Raw genomic sequence first — 22141 nt, 5'->3', positions numbered from 1 at the left:
CTGCGGGCCGCCCGGCGATGCAGCGGCCCTGCTTTCACGAAGGTTTAGAAGAAGCCCAACGGCTTGTCGCTATAGCTGACGAGCAGGTTCTTCGTCTGCTGGTAATGGTCGAGCATCATCTTGTGATTCTCGCGTCCGATGCCCGATTGCTTGTAGCCGCCGAACGCCGCGTGCGCCGGATACGCGTGATAGCAGTTGGTCCACACGCGCCCCGCCTGGATCGCGCGGCCGAAGCGATACGCCCGCGTGCCGTCGCGCGTCCATACGCCCGCGCCGAGGCCGTAGAGCGTGTCGTTGGCGATTTCGAGCGCCTCTTCTTCGTTCTTGAAAGTCGTCACCGACACCACCGGCCCGAAGATTTCCTCCTGGAAGATACGCATCTTGTTGTGCCCGCGAAACACGGTCGGCTTCACGTAGTAGCCGTTCGCGAGTTCGCCATCGAGTGCATTGCGCTCGCCGCCGCTCAGGCATTCGGCGCCCTCCTGCTTGCCGAGATCGATATACGACAGGATTTTTTCAAGCTGCTCCTGCGATGCCTGCGCGCCAATCATCGTCCTGTTGTCGAGCGGATGACCCTGCGTGATCGCCGCGACGCGCTTCAACGCGCGCTCCATGAAGCGCTCATAGATCGATTCCTCGATGAGCGCCCGCGACGGACACGTGCACACTTCGCCCTGATTCAGCGCGAACATCGCGAAACCTTCGAGCGCCTTGTCGAAGAAGCTGTCGTCGGCATTGAGCACATCGGCGAAAAAGATGTTCGGGCTCTTGCCGCCGAGTTCGAGCGTCACCGGGATCAGATTCTGGCTCGCGTACTGCATGATGAGGCGGCCCGTCGTGGTCTCGCCCGTGAACGCGATCTTCGCAATGCGCTTGTTCGATGCGAGCGGCTTGCCCGCCTCCAGCCCGAAACCGTTCACCACGTTGACGACGCCCGGCGGCAGCAAGTCCCCGATGACTTCGAGCAACACGAGCAGCGACGCCGGCGTTTGCTCGGCGGGCTTCAGCACGACGCAATTGCCCGCCGCCAGCGCGGGCGCAAGCTTCCATACCGCCATCAGAATCGGGAAATTCCACGGGATGATCTGCCCGACCACGCCGAGCGGTTCGTGAAAGTGATAGGCGACGGTGTCGTCGTCGATCTGCGAGATGGAGCCTTCCTGCGCACGCGCGGCGCTCGCGAAGTAGCGGAAATGATCGATCGCGAGCGGGATGTCCGCAGCCATCGTCTCGCGCAGCGGCTTGCCGTTGTCGATCGACTCGGCCACCGCGAGCCGCGCGAGATTCGCTTCCATGCGATCCGCGATCTTCATCAGCACGTTCGCGCGATCGGCCGCCGATGTCCTCGCCCATCCCGCCTTCGCGGCATGCGCGGCGTCGAGAGCGGCTTCGATATCGGCCTCGCGGGAACGCGGTATCGACGTGAACGGCTCGCCGGTGATCGGCGAGATGTTGTCGAAGTACTCGCCGCCTGCGGGAGGCGCCCACTTGCCGCCGATGAAGTTGCCGTACTGCTTCTTGTACGGATATTCCGTGCTCAGGAACTGCATCTCTGCATGATTCATTTATGTGCTCCTCACATGTCGATATGAACGGCCCGCGATCGATGTCATCTTCGCCAGCGCGACCGCATCTGCGAGTTCCATGCCATTGCGTACGCTAAGGCTCGAAGCATTGACGGGCGGACGCTTGCGCTCCGTTCGCGCTCATATGCGCCTGACGCTCGCTGTTCACATTCGCTACAGGTGCAACTCGCGCTGTAGCCCAATGGCACAGGGCTGGGGCAAACGCTTATGCCAGCACGGTTCATATTGCAAAGCGTATCGCTCTTGTCTAAGGTCATGCGCAGCCGTCATGCGTTGCGGCCGTCATATGCCGGTTCATCGCATGTTCGACGCAACGCGACAGCGGCCACGACAAAGTAAAGATGAGCGCGCCGGCAGTTCGATTACGATCGGCGCGCCACGGAGACCACGATGACCAGCATCAATCAAGGGGCCGCGCATGGCCCGCATGGCTTCTTTTCGAAGGAAGCGACCGTCGCCCGGCCCGGCTTCTCGCGCTGGATGGTGCCGCCCGCCGCGCTCGCCGTGCATCTCTGCATCGGGCAGGCGTATGCGTTCTCGGTGTTCAATGCGCCGCTGACGAAGATCATCGGCATCACGCAGTCCGCGCCGGATGACTGGTCGCTCACCACGCTCGGCTGGATTTTCTCGCTGGCTATCGTGTTTCTGGGGCTGTCGGCGGCGTTCGCGGGCAAGTGGCTCGAAAAGGTCGGCCCGCGCCGCACGATGTTCACCGCGGCATGCTGCTTCGGCGGCGGCTTCCTCGTCTCCGCGCTCGGCGTGTATCTGCATCAGATCGCGCTGCTCTATCTCGGCTATGGCGTGATCGGCGGCATCGGGCTCGGGCTCGGCTATGTATCGCCCGTATCGACGCTGATCCGCTGGTTCCCCGACCGGCGCGGCATGGCGACGGGCATGGCGATCATGGGCTTCGGCGGCGGCGCGATGATCGCGGCGCCCGGCTCCGTCGCGCTGATGAACTACTTCAAGAGCGCGACGAGCACCGGCGTGGCGGAGACCTTCGTCGTGCTCGGCGTCCTCTATTTCATCTCGATGACGATCGGCGCGCTCGCCATCCGCATTCCCCCGGCGGACTGGAAGCCCGCGGGATGGACGCCGCCCGTGACCGCGAACCGGATGATCACGAAGAACCACGTGCATATCGACCAGGCGCTCAAGACGCCGCAGTTCTACCTGCTGTGGCTCGTGCTGTTCCTGAACGTGACGGCGGGCATCGGCGTGCTGGGCCAGGCATCGGTGATGATCCAGGAGAGCTTCAAGGCGTCGATCACGGCGGGCGCGGCGGCGGGCTTCGTCGGGCTGCTGTCGCTCTTCAACATGGGCGGGCGTTTCGTGTGGGCGTCGGCATCGGACTGGATCGGCCGCAAGAACACGTACTTCGTCTTCTTCGTGCTGGGCGCGGTGCTCTACTATCTCGTGCCGCAATTCGCGAGGGCCGGCAATGTCGCGCTCTTCGTGGCCGCGTACTGCGTGATTCTCTCGATGTACGGCGGCGGCTTCGCCACCATCCCCGCTTATCTCGCGGACATGTTCGGCACCGCGTTCGTCGGCGGCATTCATGGACGGCTCTTGACCGCATGGGCCGCGGCGGGCATCGCGGGACCCGTGCTCGTCAACTACATCCGCGCGTACGAAGTGGCGCAGGGCGTCGCCAAGGCCGATGCCTACACGATGACGCTGCACATCATGGCGGTGCTGCTCGTCATCGGTTTCTTCTGCAATCTGCTCGTCAAGCGCGTGAACGAAAGGCATCACATGGACACGGCGGCGCAGACTGCCAGCTGACACTCGGGGACTTCAATGAATACGTCGAACAAGGGACTGCTGGTGCTGTTCTGGCTTTATGTGCTGATTCCGCTCGCGTGGGGCGTGACGAACACGCTGACGCAGGCGGTGAAGCTTTTCCATTGACGGACGCGGCTCACGCGCGGATGTCGATTCGCGCGAGGGCCGCTTCGGGCGCTTCGCCCGTGACGCCAATGCTCGCCGATGGCCGCGCGGCCGATGTGGCGGTCCTCTGGGCCGATCGACGAGCCGCAGCATGTAAATCGGCACGCCGGCTTCGTGCAGCACTTCCAGCGCGCTTCCCATGTGACTTCACACGACCAGCGAAGCGCGTGCCTACCCTCCGCGCACTCAGGCACACGGCGTGCGTTCATCGGACTAGAACCGAACGTCCAATGAAGAACACGCCACCATGCGCAATCCCCCACGGCCCAAGCTGACCGGTTTCGACCAACGACAGGAACTCCTGACTGCGCGGCGCAACGCCAAAATGGCGCGCTCGACGCACGCTTACGTGCGCGGCAACACCGCCAAGTTTTACGACTGGCTCGAACAGGCCGACATCCGCAGCCTGCCCGAAGGTCCCGCGATCTGGATCTGCGGCGACTGCCATACCGGCAATCTGGGGCCGGTCGCGGACGCGCATGGGCGAATCGAAGTGCAGATTCGCGATCTGGATCAGACCGTCATCGGCAATCCGGTGCACGATCTGATCCGGCTCGGCCTGTCGCTCGCGACCGCGGCGCGCGGCTCCGCCTTGCCCGGCGTCACGACCATCAACATGATCGAAGCGCTGTTTCAGGGCTATGTGCTGGCGTTCGACCGCGACCGCGCGTCCGCCGAGGACTGCCGCAAGCCCGAAGTGGTGCGCGTCGTGATGCGCGAAGCGGTGCGCCGCTCGTGGAAGCATCTGGCGCGCGAGCGTCTCGACGACACCCGCCCGACGATTCCCTTCGGCAGCCGCTTCTGGCCGGTGAGCAAGGACGAGCGCGCGGAAATCGACGCGCTCTTCGAGAAAGCGACGGTCGCGAATCTCGCGACGAGCCTGCGGCATCGCCCCAACACGGGACACGTCACCGTCCTCGACGCCGCGTTCTGGGTCAAGGGATGCAGCTCGCTCGGACGCCTTCGCTACGCGGTGCTGCTCGATGTCGACGGCGGCGTGGTCGAGGGCGACGATCTGTGCCTCATCGACATCAAGGAAGGCGTGAAGGCCGCTGCGCCGCGTTATCAGGGCGTGTCGATGCCGCGCGACCATGCCGAGCGGGTCGTTGCGGGGGCGCGCGCCTTGTCGCCGCACCTCGGCGAGCGCATGCTGGCCGCGACGCTGCAGGGACGGCCCGTGGTGCTGCGCGAGCTGTTGCCGCAAGACCTCAAGCTGGAAATCGAGCAGATCGGCGAGACCGAAGCGATGGAAGTCGCGCGCTATCTCGGGTTCATCGTCGGTCAGGCGCACGCGCGTCAGATGGACAAGGCGACGCGTCGCGGCTGGCTCGCCGAATTGCGGCGCGCGAAGACCCGCTCGATCGATGCGCCGTTGTGGCTCTGGAGCAGCATTGTCGAACTGGTCGGCAGTCACGAAGTCGGGTATCTGGAGCACTGCCGGCGCTATGCGCTGGCGGCGGCCTAAGCTCGCGCGCCGCGCCTGGCTCCGAACTGAAGCTGTTGCGCCGCTTCATGGCGGGTTGGACCCTGCTGGACGTGCTCGCCTTCGTCGCGTTCCTTCCGATCTTCCGGCCGAAGGTGACGAAAACGCCTTGAATCTAGGCCCCGCGCTGCACGGCGGCATCCGCTTGCGCCTGCTCCAGATGCCGCAGCAACTTCGACACCATCCATACGACGGTGAACGCCAGCGCGACGAAGAACACCGCGAGCGGCGCCAGCACGTGCACCGAGACGAAGCCGGCGAGCGCCATCATCGCCGATGAAACCAGCAGCAGCGCGCAGCCGAGAATCGCGCTCGTCAGCCCGGCGATATGCGGGAACAGCGAATTGCCCTTCGCCATCAGCGTCGGATACATCGCGCCGGCGCAGAAGCCCATCACGAGCACGGGCGTCGCGAGCGTCCATACGCGCAGGCCGACGGTCAACGCAAGCAGCAGCATCACGAGCGATGCCGCCGCCATCCCGCAAGCCCCGATGCGCAGCCGCCGCTCCGCGCTCGGCAAGCGCGGACCATGCACGCGGTTTGAGAGGCCGCCGAGAAAGTAGGTCAGGCCGATGCCGAGCGCGAGATAGCCGAAGTAAGTCGGCGGTTTCTGCAGCGTGTTCTGCACCATGAACGGGCCGACGATATTGAACACGAGCAGGATGCTGTAGCAGAGGCCTTGCGCGAGAAAACAGCTCTGGAACACCGGGCTCGACAGCACCTTCCCCGCGTTCGTCAGCAACGTGCGCGGCGCGAGATGAACGGGGCGCGGCAAGGTCTCGCGATAGCGCCAGACGAGGCCCCACATCACGATCGAGTAAAGCAGCAGGAACACGAGGCACGACTTCCAGCCGAACAGCGTCTGCAAATGCGCGCCGATCACCGGTGCGACGATCGGCGCGAGACCCCACGCGATCGACATATAGGTGAACGCGTGCATCAGCGCCTGGCCGGTGAAGGAATCGGTGATGATGGTCTTCGCGAGCAGATTGGTCGTCGCGATGCCGAAGCCCTGCATGCAGCGCGCGAGCAGGAAGGTCTCGAGACTAGTCGCGGCGAGCGAAAGCAGGCAGCCGAGCGTGTAGATCACCAGCCCGAACGCGAGCACGCGCTTGCGGCCATAGGCATCGGCGACGGGGCCGAAAATGAGTTGCCCGAGCGCATACGCCGCCATGTAGCCGGAGACGCTCGACTGGATCGCCTGCGGCGAGGTGGCGAAGTAACGCGCCATCGCGGGAAGCGCGGGCACATAGATGTCGATGGCGAACTGTCCGGCGGAAGCGAACAGGCATACGAGAAACAGCAGGAAACGCGGCGAATTCGATTCACGCGCGGCGGCAAAAGAGCGGTCGGGGTTGGCAGGGTTCATGAAGGCGGCGTTCGGGTGCGAACGCGTATTTTGCCTGTCATCGCGAGAAGCCGTGCGATCGTCCGCGAGCCGAACGCTCTACACTGCAATCTGATCAACGGAGCCGCCCATGCAATACGACCCGAACAACGTCTTCGCCCGCATTCTTCGCGGCGAGTTGCCGTGCATCAAGCTGCGCGAGACGCAGCACACGCTCGCCTTCATGGATGTCATGCCGCAATCGGACGGGCATGTGCTCGTCATTCCGAAAGAGCCCGCCGCGACCATCCACGAGGTATCCGATGCCGCGCTCGCCGAATGCATGCGCGAGGTGAAGCGCGTGTCGGCAGCGGTGCGCGATGCGTTGCAACCCGATGGCATGCTCATCGCGCAGTTCAACGGAGAGGCGGCCGGTCAGACCGTGCCGCACATCCACTTTCACATCATTCCGCGCTGGCGCGATGTGCCGCTCAGGCAGCATGGCCGCGTGCGCGCCGACGATGCGGCGCTCGAGGCGCTGGCCGGGCGCATCCGCCCGGCTCTGACCGTCTAGCCCTGCCGCGCGATGCCGGATGCATCCGCCTCGCGCGTCGATCCTTTCGCGGGACGGCCCGCCCAGTAGCCCGCCAGCATCGAGCCCGACAGGTTGTGCCACACGGAGAACAGCGCGCCGGGCAGCGCGGCGATCGGCGTGAAATACAGCTTGCCGAGCGTCGCGGCGAGGCCGGAATTCTGCATGCCCACTTCGATCGCGAGCGTGCGGCAGACGGCTTCGTCGAAACCGAGCAGACGGCCGCCCCAATAGCCGCCCAACAGGCCGATGCCGTTATGCAGCACCACGCCCAGCGCGACCACCGCGCCCACCGACGCAATGCTCTTCTGCGTCCCGCCGACCACCGCCGCGATGATGAGCAGAATCGACACCATCGAGATGATCGGCAGCACGGGCTCGATCTTGCGCACGAACTTGCCGAACAGACGATTCACGATCAGCCCGACGATGATCGGCAGCGCGACGATCTGAAGAATGCTCATCAGCATGCCGTGCACGTCGACGGCGATCGACGCATCGACATAAAGGCGCGTGAGCAGCGGCGTCGCGAACACGCCGACGAGCGTCGACAACGCACTGATCGTGACGGACAGCGCGACGTCGCCGCGTGCGAGGTAAATCATTACGTTCGACGCCGTGCCGCTCGCGACACTGCCGACGAGCACCATGCCCGCCGTGAGATCGGGCGGCATGCGCAGCAGCTTCGCAATCACCCAGGCGGCGAGCGGCATCACGAGGTAATGCAGCACGATGCCCGCGATGACCGGGGCGGGGCGCGTGAAGACGTGGCGGAAATCGTCGATGGAAAGCGTGACGCCCATCGACAGCATGATGATGGTGAGCAGCGTCGTGACGTGCGGCGCAATGCCGGTCACAGAAGAAGGCGACAGATAGGCGGCGACTGAAACCACCACGGCCCAAAGCGGAAAAAGACGGGTGATGCGGGCAAGCATTTGAAGCGTTCCTCGGAGGTCGTGTCGTGATGTGTGCGATGACGCGCGAGCCGGAAATGGTTACGGCTCGCGGTCGAAGAGAACTGCGAAAGGCTTGCCTTCGTGGGGCGCATGCCCGCCGTGGCGCCGGCGTGCGCGGATGGCGCACGGCGCGGCCCGGATGACGGCGGGCGTGGCATTCTACCGGCTGTGGGCGGCCACAAGCGCCTTGGAGTCAGCGCACCGACTCGATCTTGCTCGCGCTCAAGTCCGTGGGGAAGCAGTGCGGATGCTCGAAGCCCATCGGCGATGCGCCCGTCGAATAGACGATGTTGTCCGTATTGCCCGGCCCTTGACCGGCAGGCACGCTGCCGAGTCCCGCGAGCTTGCGCATGCGGTACGCGATGGCATGATCGGCGCATGCGCTGTCGCCGCTCACGCCCAGGCCGCCGACCACCTTGCCGCCCGCATACAGCGCGACGCCGCCGCCGAAGGTGATGACGCCTCCGAGCGTGCGCCCGATGCCGGTGCCCTGCTCGAGAAAGCGCGCATCGAATGGATTCGAATTGTTCAGGCCATACAGCGATCCGCCCGGCTGAGTGGGAGCGTACAGATTGGCGGTCGATAGCGCGAGCGCGTCGTTGCTGAAGCCGTTCGCGGTATAGGCCTTCGCAATCGCAATCGCGCGGCTGCCCGGCCATGCGTCTCCGGTCTTGATGACGGAACAGAGATGTCCCTGCCGATCCACGACGGCCGCCCACATGCGATTCGGCTTGAAAATGCCGCCGTTGCCATCGCTCAGATTGACTACGGTATAGAGCTGTTTCTCGACCAGCGACACCGTGCCTTGAGGAAGGATGCATCGCCCGGAGGGAGCGTCGTCGTTATCGTATGAATGAGGGTGAGCCAGCGGCGCAACCAAAGCGATGCACAGTCCGGCAAGCAGCGAGTGACAAGCGACTTTACGCATGGCGATTCTCCCGATGTACATACGATTTGACTACACGAGTGACGCGCGAAAATCGATCGCTGCCTAACAAGATAGGATGCCTTAGTTAATAGAACGAGCGGTTATCTGAACCGCGTGAACTCCCTGGATATCTGAATGAGTTGCGTATCTGCAGCGACCGAAAGGATTTCGTGTCTGTCGTTATGCGAATTGAAAGGGAGCGTCGCGCTTTACTTGAGAACCGACGCTTCCACCGACGCCAGATACGCGGCCAGCGCCCGCTTCACCTCACGCAGATAGCGCTTGGCAAGCTGCACGTCGCCCATTGCGGGCCGCAGCTTGATCGCAAGCGATCCGCTCGCGAGCGCACGCAAGATCTCCACGTACAGCGCGCGTTCCGCAGGCTTGACCTGCGGCATGCGCGCATCGACCACTTTTCGCAGCGTGCCGGCGTCACGCTTTTTGTTGTCGTCGTGCGGCATGACCGTCATCAGGATCAGGCAGTCGGGGTGCTGCTCCAGATACGTGATGTACGGCGTCATGAAGCGGTCGATCACCGCCTCGGACGACAGCCCGCGCCACGTGTCGATACCGATCTGGCCGAGCTCGTCGTCGATCTCGCCGGTGGCCGCCATGTGCCGGTCCCACAGCGCGCTCAACAGGCTCTCACGGTCCGGAAAGAAGTGATACATCGAGCCGATGGGCGTTTGCGCGCGCCGCGCGACGCCATGCATGGTGACGCCCGGCAAGCCCTTTTCGACGATCAGTTCCGCCGTCGCGTCCAGGACGGCCTCGATTCTTGCGCGGCCGCGCGCCTGCAAGGGAGAACGTGCTGCATTGACGCGTCCGGCGTCGTGGCTTTCGGTGTCGCGGTCGTCGCGCTGCTTCGTCATCTTGTGTCCATGATCTGATCAAACTAGACGCTCGCGTCTACATTCGTGCATACTAGACGACATCGTCTAGTTTGGCGAGCGCAACAGCGTGCCTCTTCGCATCGCGTGCGCCGCTTTCATCGGGCCGCCTTTCGCGCGCGCTCACGAATCTCCGGAGAAAACATGGCAGTTGCAGCGCCCACACAAGGCGGCGATTCCAATTCGGCTACTCAAGGCAAGCCCTCGCGGCGGCGCTTGGTCATCATCGTCGGCATCGTCGCGGCCGTCGTCGCGCTCGCGTGGGGGCTTCGGTGGTGGACCGTCGGCCGCTTCGTCGAAAGCACGGATGACGCTTATTTGAAAGCCGACAGCGTCACCATCGCGCCGAAAGTGAGCGGCTATGTGACCGACGTCCTCGTCGAAGACAATCAGGCCGTAGCCGCCGGCGCGCCGCTCGCGCGCCTTGATACGCGGCAGTATCAGGCCTCGCTCGATCAGTCGAAGGCCACGCTGGACGCCCGCGCCGCCGACATTCAGCGCGCCGAAGCCGAACTCCGGCAGCAGCAGGCCAACGCCGACCAGGCGAAGGCGCAGGCCGAAGTCTCGCGCGTCAGTCTGCAACATGCGGAAGACGACGTCAGCCGTTATCGTCCGCTCGTCGCCACGGGCGCGGAAAGCGCCGAGCGTCTCGCCAGCCTCGTCAGCACACGCGATCAGGCGCGCGCCACGCTCGCCGCGAATCAGGCCGCCGCCCGCTCCGCCGCCACGCAAATCGGGGCGACGCAAGCGCAGATCGTGCAGGCCCGCGCACAAATGGAAGCGGCACAAGCGCAATTGAACCAGTCCAAGCTCGACATGAACGACACCACGCTTTACAGCCCGCTCGCGGGACGCGTCGGCGATCGTTCCGTGCGCGTCGGCCAGTACGTGCAGCCCGGCACGCGGCTGATGACGGTCGTGCCGGTGCAGACGGTCTATCTCGAAGCGAACTTCAAGGAAACGCAGGTGGGCCGCATGCGCGTCGGGCAACCGGCGACGCTGCACGTCGATGCGCTCAAGGGCACGGATCTGCATGGCGTCGTCGAGAGTTTTTCGCCCGGCACCGGCGCGCAATTCGCGCTGCTGCCGCCGGAGAATGCAACAGGCAACTTCACGAAGATCGTGCAGCGCGTGCCGGTGCGGATTCGCGTCGATACGGGGCCCGAAACGCGCAAGGTGCTGCTGCCGGGCCTGTCCGTGACCGTCGATGTCGATACGAAATCGGCCACCGACGAGAGCAAGCGCATCGCCGCAGAAAATCGCCATGACTGACGCGAACGCGCAAGCCCGCGCGAGCGCCACCGACTGGATCGCCGTCACGGCGGGCGCGCTCGGCGCGTTGATGGCCACGCTCGACATCTCCATCACGAACTCCGCGCTTCCGCAGATTCAGGGCGAAATCGGCGCGACCGGCACCGAAGGCACATGGATTTCGACCGGCTATCTGATGTCCGAAATCGTGATGATTCCGCTTGCCGCGTGGCTCACCCGCGTGTTCGGGCTGCGCAACTTTCTGCTCGGCAATGCGGTGCTCTTCACGCTCTTTTCGATCATGTGCGGGCTGTCCAATTCGCTGCCGATGATGGTCGCGGGCCGCATCGGCCAGGGCTTCACCGGCGGCGCGATGATTCCGACCGCGCAGACCATCATCCGCACGCGGCTGCCGCGTCAGCAGATGCCCGTCGGCATGACCATCTTCGGGCTGATCGTGCTGCTCGGGCCGCTGCTCGGCCCGGTGCTCGGCGGCTGGCTCGCGGAAAACATCTCGTGGTCGTGGTGCTTCTTCATCAACCTGCCGGTGGGCATCGCGCTTGCCGTGCTGCTCGTCAGCGGCCTCCCGGCGGACAAGCCGCACTGGGAAGCGTTCTTCAAGGCCGACTGGATCGGCATTGCGGGGCTGGCGATCGGTCTAAGCTCACTCACGGTCGTGCTCGAGGAAGGCCAGCGCAATCAATGGTTCGAATCGCATGAAATCGTGATGCTGACGTGCGTCACCGCGTTCGGTTTCATTCTCATCGCGGTGTCGCAGTTCGTCGCGAAGCAGCCTATCGTGCGGTTGTCGCTGTTGCGCAATCCGCGCTATGCGAGCGTCATCTTCATCGTGTTCGCGGTCGGCGCGGGACTTTATTGCGTGTCGTTCCTGCTGCCGCAGTTCCTGAGCATCGTCGCCGGCTACAACGCGTTCCAGTCCGGCTCGATCATGCTTATATCCGGCGTGCCCGCGTTTCTCATCATGCCCGTGCTGCCCCGTCTGCTCGGCAAGGTCGACTCCCGCGTGCTCGTCATTTCCGGTTTGCTGTTCTTCGCGGCAAGCTGTCTGCTCGACATTTCGCTCACCGCGCAGAGCGTCGGTGACGACTTCTTCTGGTCGCAAATCTTGCGCGGCTTCGGGCAGATGCTCGCGATGATGCCGCTCAATCAGGCATCGATGGCCGCGGTCTCGCGCGAGGAATCCGGCGATGCAGCCGGCCTCTACAACATGGCGCGCAATCTCGGCGGCTCCGTGGGGCTCGCGATTCTCGGCACGGTCATCGATCGGCGCAACGACTTTCACGGCGCGGCGATCCGCGAATCGGTGACAGCGAATTCGATCATTGGCCAGGAGCGCATCGCGGGCAGCGCGGCCAGCTTCTTTGCACAGACCGGCGACATGGCGCACGCGAAGCTGCAGGCGCTCGGCCAACTGTCGATGCAGATCAGCCAGCAAGCCATCGTCATGACGTACTCCGAAACGTTCTATGTGCTCGCGATCGCGCTGCTTGCGTGCCTGCCGCTCGCGCTGTTGTTGAAGACGCCCAAGCCGCAGCCCGGCGAAATGCCATCGGCCGGACACTGATGCAATGAATCAATTAAAGATGTCATCACGCCACTTCTCTTTCACTCGCTTGCTGCCGCTCGCGGCATTCGCACTCGCCGCGTGCACGGTCGGCCCCGACTATCGCGGCGCGCCGGATGTCGCATCTGAATCCGTAAAAAGCGGCGCGTTCGTGCGTGCCCCGCTCGAAGGCGTTGCGACGACGCATGCGCCCGCCGCATGGTGGTCCTCGCTCAACGATCCGCAACTGGACGCGCTGATCGACGCCGCACTCGCGCACAATCCCGACCTCAAGATGGCGCAAGCGCGTCTGCGGCAAGCGCGCTCGCAATTGCGCGAGCAGCGCGCGAATGAACTGCCGAAAGTATCGGCTTCCGCGGCGGCGTTGCGCATGCGTTCGCCCGATACCTCGATCTTCGGGCAATCGGAAGGCTCGGGCGGCGGTCGCGGCCCGGTCGATTTCTACACCGTGGGCTTCGATGCCTCCTGGGAAATCGACCTCTTCGGCGGCACGCGGCGCGCGATCGAAGCCGCATCCGGCGAAGCCGATGCCGTCCAGGCCGATCTCTCCGACACGCAAGTGTCGCTCGCGGCGGAAGTGGCATCGGCGTATATCGATCTGCGCGATCAGCAGGAACGTCTCGCGCTCGCGCAGCGCACCGCCGAGTATCAGCAGCAAATGCTGACGCTCACCGAGCAGCGGCGCGCGCGCGGCACGGCGGCCGAGGTCGATGTCGAACGTCTCTCCACGCAGGTCAACACCACGCGCGCAACGCTCGTGCCGTTGCAAGTGCAGATCACGGATTCGCTCGATCAGCTCGCCGTGCTGACCGGCCGCGCGCCCGGCGCACTCGATGCCGAACTCGCGCAGCCCGCTCCGTTGCCAGCGCTGCCCGCATCGGTATCCATCAGCGATCCCGCGACGATGCTCCAGCAGCGCCCCGACATTCGCGCGGCGGAACGGCGTCTCGCATCGAGCAATGCGCAGATTGGCGAGCACATCGCCGATTATTTCCCGAAGGTGTCCTTGCTCGGCGATATCGGCTTCTCGGCTTCCGACCCTGCCCATTTGTTGCGCAAGCAGAATTTCTCGTGGGTCGGCGTGCCGTATCTGCAATGGAACGTGTTCGATTTCGGCCGCACGACCGCGAGCGTCGATGCCGCCGAGGCATCGCGCGACGAAGCCGAGGCGCGTTACGAAAAGACCGTGCTCGCCGCGCTGAAGGACGCCAATTCCGCGCTCTCGCGTTACGGCAATCAGCGCGAACATGTCGTGCGGTTACAGCAGGTGCAGGCGTCGTCGGAGCGTTCAGCTACGCTCGTGCGTCAACGCTATACGGCGGGTGTATCGACATTGATCGATCTGCTCGATGCGCAGCGCACGCAATTCGCCGCGCAACAGGACGTGGTCGCGGCGCAGGCTGAGTTGTTGAAGGACTACGTTTCCTTGCAAAAGAGTCTTGGACTCGGGTGGCAACAGCGCGACAATCCAAGCTCCTGACCGGAGCTGCGCGCGGCGCTATACTCTCGCGCTTTTCACCCAGCAAGACAGGATTACCGATGAACGCCCTCCCTCCCTGCCCGCAATGCCATTCCGAATTCACTTACGAGGATGGCGGCGTCTACATCTGCCCCGAGTGCGCGCACGAATGGAAGGCGCAAGCGGGCGACGCCGCCGAAGCCGCCGCGAAGGTGTATCGCGATTCGGCGGGCAACATTCTTCAGGACGGCGACACGGTGACCGTCATCAAGGACCTGAAGCTGAAGGGCTCGGGCGGCGTCATCAAGATGGGCACGAAGGTCAAGAACATCCGTCTCGTCGATAGCGATCACGATATCGACTGCAAGATCGACGGCTTCGGCGCGATGAGCCTGAAGTCCGAATTCGTCCGCAAGGCATGATCTCGCGATAGAAACCTCGGCGGGCAGGATGTAAAGATGCGTTACGATGCAGTCTTTTCCCTGCCCGGCCCCGCCGTTTCGTTTTGACCGCGTCCGAATTCAAAGCCACCGCGCGCGCAGCGCTGACCCAGCTTGCGGTCCGGCTGCGTCCGCATCTGCGGCCCCGCACGCTGCTTCTGCTGCCTGCGTTGTTCCTGCTTTATGTGCTGGTGCTGATTCCGTTCACGCCCGGCATACGCGACATTCGCAAAGCCAAGGTCGATCAGCCCGCGCAAATCTATTCCGCCGATGGCAGGCTGCTTGCCGAGTTCAAGCCGACGCATCGCGAATGGGTGAGCCTCAAGCAGATATCGCCGAACGTCGTCGATGCGCTCATCGCAACGGAAGACCGGCGCTTTTACGAGCATCACGGTATCGACTGGCGGCGCACTGCATCGGCTGCGGTGCATACGTTCTCGGGCGACCGTCAGGGCGGCTCCACGCTCACGCAACAGCTCGCACGCAATCTGTATCCCGATGAAGTCGGCCGCTCCCAAACGCTCACCCGCAAGCTGAAGGAAGCGATCACCGCGTTCAAGATCGAAGCCGTCTATTCGAAGGACGAGATTCTCGAAACGTATCTGAACACGGTGCCGTTTCTGTATAACGCGTATGGCATCGAAATGGCCGCGCGCACTTACTTCGACAAGTCCGCCGGCCAGCTCGACGTGCTCGAAAGCGCGACGCTCATCGGCATGTTGAAGGGCAACAGCTATTACAACCCCGTCATCAATCCGGAGCGCGCGCTCGACCGGCGCAACATCGTGCTCGGTCAGATGGTGCGCTTCGGTCATCTCGCGCCCGCAAAACTCGATGCGCTGAAGAAGCGCCCGCTGCGGATCGACTTCGAGCGGCAGACCGAGGAGCCGGGACGCGCGCCGCATTTCGCGCAGCAGTTGCGCAAATGGCTGATCGCGTGGGCAGACGACCACGACTTCAACATCTACTCGGATGGGCTGATCGTCAGGACGACGATCGATTCGCGCCTGCAGTCCATGGCGACGCAATCGCTGATGTTGCAGGGCAATCAGTTGCAGTCGATTGCGAATGCGGCGTGGGGCGGACGCGGCGGCTGCGCGAGCGCGAACGACGATCTCGCGCGCGCGTTCATCCGAGAGACGGGCGACTATCGCAAGGCCCGCGACGCCGGCGCGAACGATGCCGATGCGTTGAAGCATTTGATCGGGGATCGCAACTTCATGCGCGCGCTCTGTGAAGAAAAGACGCGCGTGCAGGCTGCGTTTCTCGCACTCGATCCGCGCAACGGCCAGATCAAGGCGTGGGTCGGCAGCCGCGACTTCACGCAAGACCCGTTCGATCACGTCCAGCAAGCGCGCCGCCAGCCCGGTTCCACGTTCAAGCCGTTCGTCTATGGCGCGGCTTTCGAGCGCGGCGCGATGCCGACGGATACGTTCGTCGACCAGGACGTGACGATTCCTGTCAAAGGCGACGAGACCTGGCATCCGACCGACGAAGCGCCGCCCAGTGGCCGTGCAGTCAGCTTGCGCGACGGCATCGCGTATTCGAAGAACCGCATCACCGCGCAACTGATGCAGACCGTCGGCCCGGCTCGCGTCGCGCGGCTCGCACGCGACATGGGCGTGCGCGAGAGCCATCTCGACGAAGTGCCGTCGCTCGCGCTCGGCACGAGCCCGGTCACGCTGAAGGAAATGGTGTCGGCGTACGGCACCATCGCGAACGATGGCAATTACATGGAGCCGTTGCTCGTTACGCGCATCGAGAACAAGCAGGGCGAAGTGCTCGCGCAATTCGACAGCACGCCGGAGCGCGCATTATCGGTCGATGCAACGCACAAGCTCGTCGATGTGATGCGCGACGTGGTGAACCGCGGCACCGGCACGGCCATTCGCACGCGCTTTGGCATTCGCGCCGATGTCGCCGGCAAGACCGGCACGACGCAGGACAACGCGGACGGCTGGTTCATCCTGATGCATCCGCAACTGGTTGCGGGCGCATGGGTCGGCTTCAACGATAGCCGCGTCACGTTGCGCAGCGATTACTGGGGACAAGGCGCGCATAGCGCGTTGCCGATGGTCGGCGACTTCACGCAACGCGCGTTGCGTTCGCATCTGATCGATGCACGTGCGCGCTTCGACATTCAGGCGCCGCCGAGCGCATGGCAGACTTTCACGACGCGCCTGCGCGGCTGGATCGACGAGACCTTCGGCAAGACGGCGAAGCCGACTGTTGCGAAGTCCGGGCAGACCGTCACGCAGAAGCCGGCTCGCGTGAAGCGCGCGCCCGCCGAGCCCGAAGCCGAAGTGACCGAAGAAGCGCCGCCGCAGCCGCCGGTATTTCAGACGATGCCGCCGTTGTTGCCTTCGAGTCCCGAGGCGGCGAGCGCAGCGCCGGCATCGGCACCCTGATTCAGGCCCCGGAGAAGCGCTCCGCCCGATGCCCGCGAGGGACGCCGGGCACCTCCGCGCCGATGCGCCGATTAGCGGGCGGACCTGAAACGGCTCATGCGAATAAAACCAGTTCGCTAGCGCGCACTCGCATAGCGTTGAAGTCCCTCAATGCTTTCATCCAGCTCCGCGACAAGCCGCGCCATCAATTCGGCGGCCGGCAATTCGCGTGCGAGCGCCGCCGCTTGCCCCGCCCACTGCGCGCCGTAACCGAACTCGCCCTTCGCCTTCGCAGCACCATGCAGTGCCTTGCCGGCGTCGTAAGTAATGGGATAGTCGGGGTTGCGCGGTGCATCGGCGCTGCGGCCCAGTTCGGTGAACTTGTTGGCGAGGCCGCGCGCCATGCGTCCGGAAATCGCCGCAGTGAAGGCCGTGCGATTCGCGGCATCGCTGAGAATCGCACGGCGATAACCGGCATCGATCGATGTCTCCGTGCACGCCACGAACGCGGTGCCCAACTGCGCCCCCTGCGCGCCCAATGCGAGCGCAGCCGCGATGCCCGCGCCATCCATGATGCCGCCCGCTGCGATCACCGGCACGTCGAACTTGCTGGCCAGAAGGCGCGTGAGCGCGAACGTGCCGAGTTCATCGTCGTCGCTGTCGATGTCGAAGAGACCGCGATGACCGCCCGCCTCGGTACCCTGCGCGACGATCGCATCCATGTTCGCATCGGCCAGTTGTTGCGCTTCGCGCACGTTCGTCGCCGATGCAATCAGCGTGATGCCCGCACGGCGCAAAGCGTCGATCGCATAATTAGATGGCAGTCCGAAATGAAAGCTCACGATGGCGGGCTTCTCTTCGAGAAAGACGTCGAGCATGTCCTTGTCGACGAGGAAGCTGGTGTAGATTTCCCCGAGCGTCTGCGGCGGCTTTGCATCGTACTGTGCGAATAGCGGCGCGAGCCAGTCGATCCATGCCTTCTCGACCGCCTCGTTCGCCTTCGCCGGACGATGACAGAACACGTTGATGTTGAACGGCTTGTCAGTCAGCGCGCGCGTCTCGCGGATGGTCTTGCGCGCGGCCTCTGCGTTCATCGCGCCGACGCCGAGCGAGCCGAGCCCGCCCGCGTCCGATACCGCCGCCGCGAGCGCGGGCGTGCTAACGCCGGCCATCGGCGCCTGAATGATGGGCTTCGTGATGCCGAGCCTTTGCATCAAGGTAGGGGTCATGGAAAGGTCTCTCCTGAAAGCACTGTCATCGCAAAGCATAACGCCCGCTTGTCCATCGTGGAGAAGCGGGCGTCATGTTCATACGTTAAGAGATTACTTCGAAGTCGGCATCACGAATTCCGCGCCCTTCTCCGTGCTTTCCGGCCAGCGCTGCATGATCGACTTCTGCTTCGTATAGAAGCGCACGCCTTCTTCGCCGTAAGCGTGCATGTCGCCGAACAGCGAACGCTTCCAGCCGCCGAAGCCGTGCCATGCCATCGGCACCGGAATCGGCACGTTGATGCCTACCATGCCCACTTCGATGCGCCGGCCGAACTCACGCGCGACGTGGCCATCGCGTGTATAGCATGCGACGCCGTTGCCGAACTCGTGCGCGTTGACGAGATCGACGGCTTCGGCGAAGTCCTTCACACGCACGCACGCGAGCACCGGTCCGAAAATCTCTTCCTTGTAGATGCGCATGTTCGGCGTGACATGATCGAACAGCGTGCCGCCCGTGAAGAAGCCGTCTTCGTGGCCCGCGACCTTCAGGCCGCGCCCGTCGACGACGAGTTGCGCGCCTTCGTCGACACCCATCGCGATATAGCCTTCGATGCGATCCAGCGCAGCGCGCGTGACGATCGGACCCATTTCCGCATCCGCCTCCATGCCGTTCTTCACGACGAGCTGACGCGCACGTTCGGCCAGACGCGGCACGATCTTGTCGGCGACATCGCCGACGAGCACGGCCACCGAGATCGCCATGCAGCGCTCGCCCGCGGAGCCATAGCCCGCGCCGATCAGTGCGTCGATGGTCTGGTCGATGTCGGCGTCCGGCATCACGACCATATGATTCTTCGCGCCGCCGAGCGCCTGCACGCGCTTGCCGTGCTTCGCGCCCGTTTCGTAGATATAGTTCGCGATCGGAGTCGAGCCGACGAAGCTGATCGCGCGGACATCGGGGTGCGCGAGCAGCGCATCGACGACGACCTTGTCGCCCTGCACGACGTTGAGGATGCCATCGGGCAAGCCGGCTTTCTTCAGCAGATCCGCCATGAACAGCGACGCGGAAGGATCGCGCTCGCTCGGCTTCAGGATGAACGCATTGCCCGCTGCAATCGCGACCGGGAACATCCAGCACGGCACCATGCACGGGAAGTTGAACGGCGTGATGCCCGCGACGATGCCGAGCGGCTGGCGCGTCGTCCAGTTGTCGATGCCGGTTGAGACCTGTTCGGTGTAATCGCCCTTCAGCAGTTGCGGAATGCCGCACGCGAATTCGATCACTTCGATGCCGCGCGTCACTTCGCCCTGCGCATCCGAGAAGACCTTGCCGTGCTCGGCGGTGATGATCGCGGCGAGCGCATCGCGATTCTGATTCATCAGTTCCAGGAAACGCTGCATGACGCGCGCGCGGCGGATCGGCGGCATGTCGCGCCATGCGGGAAACGCAGCCTTCGCGCTGGCGACGGCGGCTTCGACATCCGCGGCTTCGCCCAGCACGAGCTTGCGGGGACGCTCGCCCGTCGCGGGGTTGAAGATCGGCTGCGAGCGCGTGCCCGAGCCGTTCACGCGCTCACCGTGAATGTAGTGAACGACGTCGGCGGTATCGTTGAAGGCTTGCATCTCGTCTCCCGTCTGCGGAATGGGTTGGCAATGTCGTCAGTGTAAGAAGCGTTGCGGGCGCTGCAAAGACGCTATGATTGAACTCATTGTTCACGCTGCCAAACAATCGGCGCATGGAAGACGAAAAGATCGAGACGCTCTGGACGCATCTGCACTGGCTGACCGTGCTTGCCGAACAGGGCAGCTACACGGCGGCGGCCGCGCGGCTCGGCGTCAGTAAGGCGGCGATGAGTCAGCGCATCGCCGAACTGGAGCGCGCAGCGGGCGTTCCGCTCGTCACGCGCACGACGCGCAGCGTGCGCTTTACCGAGGCGGGCCGGCGTCTCGTCGATGAAACGCGCGGGCAATACGAGCATATTGCCGCGAGTTTTTCGGGCGTGCGGGAGATGGCGGGCATCGCGCGGGGCCTGATCCGCGTGACCGCGCCGGTCGCGTTCGCGCGGCAGCAATTGACGCCGAAACTCGCGGGCTTTTTGCATGCGCATCCCGAAGTGCGCGTGCAACTGGAGGCATCGGACCGGCTGACGTCGATCGCCACCGAAGGCTTCGATCTGGCCATCCGGCACAGCGCGCACGCGCCGGAGACGCACGTCGCATGGAAGCTGTGCGATACGCACTCGGTCATCGTCGCGACGCGCGCCTACCTGAAACGGCGCGGCACGCCCGCGACGCCCGCCGATCTCGCCGTCCACGATTGCCTGTTCTATCCGCGCACGCAGGCGGCCAGCATCTGGTCGTTCGTGCGCAAGGGCGCGCGCAAGACGGCATCCGGGCCGTACACGCTCGCGGTGAACGGCGCGTTTTCCGCCAACAACAGCGAGTTGCTGCGCGATGCGGCGCTGGACGATCTCGGCATCGCGCTGCTGCCCGACTTCACCGCGCAAGCGGCCGTGCAGGCGGGAAAACTCGTGGTGCTGTTGCCGGACTGGCGTCCGGTGGGCGCGTTCGCCGATCAGCTTTACGTCGTGCGTCCCTATGCGCCGCACGTCCCGCGCGCGGTTGCGCTCTTCATCGGATACTTGCGCGAGGCGTTTGCAGGCGGCTTCCCGCTCTCGGTCACGTGACGTAGAGCAGCGCGGCCACCGCCATCAGGCAAGTGCAGGCGTTGAAATAGAAGAACCAGGTGGAGTGAAGCAGGCGGAAACGCAACGGCTCGTCGCGGCGGCGCGGGTCGCCGTGGAATTGCCAGAGATCGAGATAGGTGGTGACGGTGCACGAGAGCATCGCGATCGCCGTTACGAAGGATACCGAAATGAACAGAGTCCAGGCGAGGTCTTTCATGGCAAGTCGTCGACGATGATTCCGGCACTCGTGCCGTGGCCTGGGACGACCGCAAGCTCGCGGAATACGATCGGCACAATCGTGGTTCGCGTCCCATGCAGGAAGTATAGGAAGCGAACGAGGGTGCGAGAGATCTGACAAACCCCAGTTAATGATCCGAAGGATTGCGCTTGACCATGAAAAACGCGCCCCGGAGGGCGCGTTTTCAAGCATGCAATGCGGCTGCAACGGATTGCAGCCGCCGGCTCAGGGTCAGACCTTCTTGACCGATGCCTCGTAAATCTCGTCGATCGATTCAGCGAGCGTCTTGTCGAACTCGCTATCGCTCATGGACTTCTTCAGCTCGTTGATGAGCGCACGCGAAAAACTTGCAATCATGCCGTGGTTTTCCGCAAGGCGCTTGCATGCATCCGTGCGCGAGTAGCCGCCGGAGAGCGCCACCACGCGCATCACACGCGGATGCTCGATCAGCGGGCGATAGAAATCCGCTTCGTCCGGGATGGTCAGCTTGATCATCACGCGGCTTGATTCCGGCAGCGCGTCCAGGCCTTTCAGCAGTTCGTCGCGCAGGATCTTTTCCGCGCCCTTCTTGTCCGGGCTCTTGATCGAGACTTCCGGCTCGAGGATCGGCACGAGACCTTGCGCGATGATCTGCTCGCCCACTTCGATCTGCTGCTTCACCACCGCCGCGATGCCCTTCTCCGACGCCTGATGGATCACCGAGCGCATCTTCGTACCGAACACGCCGAGCTTGGCCGCGCGCTGAAGCAGTTCGTCGAGGCCGGGAATCGGCTTCATGATCTGCACGCCATCGGCTTCGGCTTCCAGCCCCTTGTCGACCTTCAGGAACGGCACGACGCCACGGTCTTCCCACAGAAACGTCGGCACCGGCTTGCCTTCGGCTTCGCCGTCCATCGTGCGCTCGAACAGGATCGCGCCGATGACCTTCTCGCCCGTGAAGGCCGGCGCGGTCATGATGCGCACGCGCATTTCATGCATCAGCTTGAACATCTCGGCTTCGCCGTTGTAGGCGTCGTCCGCAATTCCGTATTGACGCAGCGCGCCGGGTGTCGAACCGCCGCTTTGATCCAGAGCGGCGATGAAACCCTGCTTCTCCGCCATCTGCGCCAGCATCTTTTCGTTAGCCACGAGCATTTCCTCCTCAAAGTTCAAACGCCGGACCGCACGCGCG

19 protein-coding genes are annotated in these 22141 nt (G+C 64.1%); 10 read left to right on the top strand and 9 right to left on the bottom strand.

What is annotated here, in order from left to right; all coding sequences use genetic code 11:
• Nucleotides 1–44 precede the first annotated feature (44 nt).
• Nucleotides 45–1565 (bottom strand): aldehyde dehydrogenase, encoded by a 1521-nt coding sequence (gene adh / locus LDZ21_RS25015; RefSeq protein ID WP_244796796.1) that lies wholly within the window; start codon nt 1563–1565, stop codon nt 45–47.
• Between the two features lie 411 nt (nt 1566–1976).
• Here adh and LDZ21_RS25010 point away from each other — a divergent pair, with 411 nt between their 5' ends.
• The 3 genes from LDZ21_RS25010 to LDZ21_RS25000 all read left to right on the top strand — a co-directional run bounded on the left by LDZ21_RS25010 (nt 1977) and on the right by LDZ21_RS25000 (nt 5001).
• Nucleotides 1977–3371, top strand: coding sequence for an L-lactate MFS transporter (locus LDZ21_RS25010; RefSeq protein WP_244796795.1), 1395 nt, complete (start codon nt 1977–1979; stop codon nt 3369–3371).
• 15 nt (nt 3372–3386) lie between these two features.
• Nucleotides 3387–3497: an MFS transporter small subunit gene (locus LDZ21_RS25005; RefSeq protein ID WP_035965334.1), complete on the top strand. Its 111-nt coding sequence runs from the start codon at nt 3387–3389 to the stop codon at nt 3495–3497.
• 286 nt (nt 3498–3783) lie between these two features.
• The gene (locus LDZ21_RS25000) at nt 3784–5001 is read left to right on the top strand and encodes a DUF2252 domain-containing protein (RefSeq protein ID WP_244796794.1); all 1218 of its coding nucleotides are present in this window, start codon (nt 3784–3786) and stop codon (nt 4999–5001) included.
• Nucleotides 5002–5134: 133 nt separating this feature from the next.
• Here the strand turns inward: LDZ21_RS25000 and LDZ21_RS24995 are convergent, their stop codons facing one another.
• Nucleotides 5135–6388: a multidrug effflux MFS transporter gene (locus LDZ21_RS24995; protein WP_244796793.1), complete on the bottom strand. Its 1254-nt coding sequence runs from the start codon at nt 6386–6388 to the stop codon at nt 5135–5137.
• A gap of 109 nt (nt 6389–6497) precedes the next feature.
• On the opposite strand from LDZ21_RS24995, the gene LDZ21_RS24990 reads away from it, so the two are divergent.
• On the top strand, nt 6498–6920 hold the full coding sequence (locus LDZ21_RS24990) for an HIT family protein (protein ID WP_244796792.1): 423 nt from the start codon (nt 6498–6500) through the stop codon (nt 6918–6920).
• On the opposite strand, the gene panS is transcribed toward LDZ21_RS24990, so the two are convergent.
• From panS to LDZ21_RS24975, 3 genes are all read right to left on the bottom strand, one after another.
• Nucleotides 6917–7873 carry a ketopantoate/pantoate/pantothenate transporter PanS gene (panS, locus tag LDZ21_RS24985; protein ID WP_244796791.1) on the bottom strand — a complete coding sequence of 319 codons (957 nt, stop codon included), beginning with the start codon at nt 7871–7873 and terminating at the stop codon, nt 6917–6919. The two genes, LDZ21_RS24990 and panS, sit on opposite strands and share 4 nt — an antisense overlap.
• 214 nt (nt 7874–8087) lie before the next feature.
• Nucleotides 8088–8822, bottom strand: a complete 735-nt coding sequence (locus LDZ21_RS24980; RefSeq protein WP_244796790.1) for a GlcG/HbpS family heme-binding protein — start codon at nt 8820–8822, stop codon at nt 8088–8090.
• A gap of 209 nt (nt 8823–9031) precedes the next feature.
• On the bottom strand, nt 9032–9694 hold the full coding sequence (locus tag LDZ21_RS24975; RefSeq protein ID WP_244796788.1) for a TetR/AcrR family transcriptional regulator: 663 nt from the start codon (nt 9692–9694) through the stop codon (nt 9032–9034).
• A gap of 162 nt (nt 9695–9856) precedes the next feature.
• On the opposite strand from LDZ21_RS24975, the gene LDZ21_RS24970 reads away from it, so the two are divergent.
• From LDZ21_RS24970 to LDZ21_RS24950, 5 genes are all read left to right on the top strand, one after another.
• On the top strand, nt 9857–10984 hold the full coding sequence (locus LDZ21_RS24970) for an HlyD family secretion protein (protein ID WP_244796786.1): 1128 nt from the start codon (nt 9857–9859) through the stop codon (nt 10982–10984).
• The gene (locus LDZ21_RS24965; protein ID WP_244796784.1) at nt 10977–12548 is read left to right on the top strand and encodes an MDR family MFS transporter; all 1572 of its coding nucleotides are present in this window, start codon (nt 10977–10979) and stop codon (nt 12546–12548) included. Before LDZ21_RS24970 ends, LDZ21_RS24965 begins: the two co-directional genes overlap by 8 nt.
• A gap of 19 nt (nt 12549–12567) precedes the next feature.
• Complete coding sequence (locus LDZ21_RS24960; protein WP_244796783.1) at nt 12568–14028, top strand: efflux transporter outer membrane subunit; 1461 nt, start codon at nt 12568–12570, stop codon at nt 14026–14028.
• Between the two features lie 59 nt (nt 14029–14087).
• Nucleotides 14088–14429 (top strand): zinc ribbon domain-containing protein YjdM, encoded by a 342-nt coding sequence (locus LDZ21_RS24955; protein WP_244796782.1) that lies wholly within the window; start codon nt 14088–14090, stop codon nt 14427–14429.
• Between the two features lie 83 nt (nt 14430–14512).
• Nucleotides 14513–16855 carry a penicillin-binding protein 1A gene (locus LDZ21_RS24950; protein WP_404980587.1) on the top strand — a complete coding sequence of 781 codons (2343 nt, stop codon included), beginning with the start codon at nt 14513–14515 and terminating at the stop codon, nt 16853–16855.
• 116 nt (nt 16856–16971) lie between these two features.
• Here the strand turns inward: LDZ21_RS24950 and LDZ21_RS24945 are convergent, their stop codons facing one another.
• Together LDZ21_RS24945 and LDZ21_RS24940 are read right to left on the bottom strand one after the other, a co-directional pair.
• Complete coding sequence (locus tag LDZ21_RS24945; protein ID WP_244796780.1) at nt 16972–18063, bottom strand: NAD(P)H-dependent flavin oxidoreductase; 1092 nt, start codon at nt 18061–18063, stop codon at nt 16972–16974.
• A gap of 93 nt (nt 18064–18156) precedes the next feature.
• The gene (locus LDZ21_RS24940) at nt 18157–19668 is read right to left on the bottom strand and encodes a CoA-acylating methylmalonate-semialdehyde dehydrogenase (RefSeq protein WP_244796778.1); all 1512 of its coding nucleotides are present in this window, start codon (nt 19666–19668) and stop codon (nt 18157–18159) included.
• Nucleotides 19669–19781: 113 nt separating this feature from the next.
• Between LDZ21_RS24940 and LDZ21_RS24935 the strand changes: the two genes are divergently transcribed.
• On the top strand, nt 19782–20732 hold the full coding sequence (locus tag LDZ21_RS24935; RefSeq protein ID WP_035965428.1) for a LysR family transcriptional regulator: 951 nt from the start codon (nt 19782–19784) through the stop codon (nt 20730–20732).
• Here LDZ21_RS24935 and LDZ21_RS24930 read toward each other — a convergent pair.
• Together LDZ21_RS24930 and LDZ21_RS24925 are read right to left on the bottom strand one after the other, a co-directional pair.
• The gene (locus LDZ21_RS24930; protein WP_244796776.1) at nt 20725–20949 is read right to left on the bottom strand and encodes a hypothetical protein; all 225 of its coding nucleotides are present in this window, start codon (nt 20947–20949) and stop codon (nt 20725–20727) included. The genes LDZ21_RS24935 and LDZ21_RS24930 overlap by 8 nt on opposite strands.
• A 252-nt stretch (nt 20950–21201) precedes the next feature.
• Complete coding sequence (locus LDZ21_RS24925; protein WP_244796774.1) at nt 21202–22098, bottom strand: fructose bisphosphate aldolase; 897 nt, start codon at nt 22096–22098, stop codon at nt 21202–21204.
• Nucleotides 22099–22141: the final 43 nt, after the last annotated feature.

The sequence above is a fragment of the Caballeronia grimmiae genome, from assembly GCF_022879615.1.
GTDB lineage: Bacteria > Pseudomonadota > Gammaproteobacteria > Burkholderiales > Burkholderiaceae > Caballeronia > Caballeronia grimmiae.
Note: the sequence above shows the minus strand (reverse complement) of the source record. Positions and strands in the feature narration are given on the sequence as shown.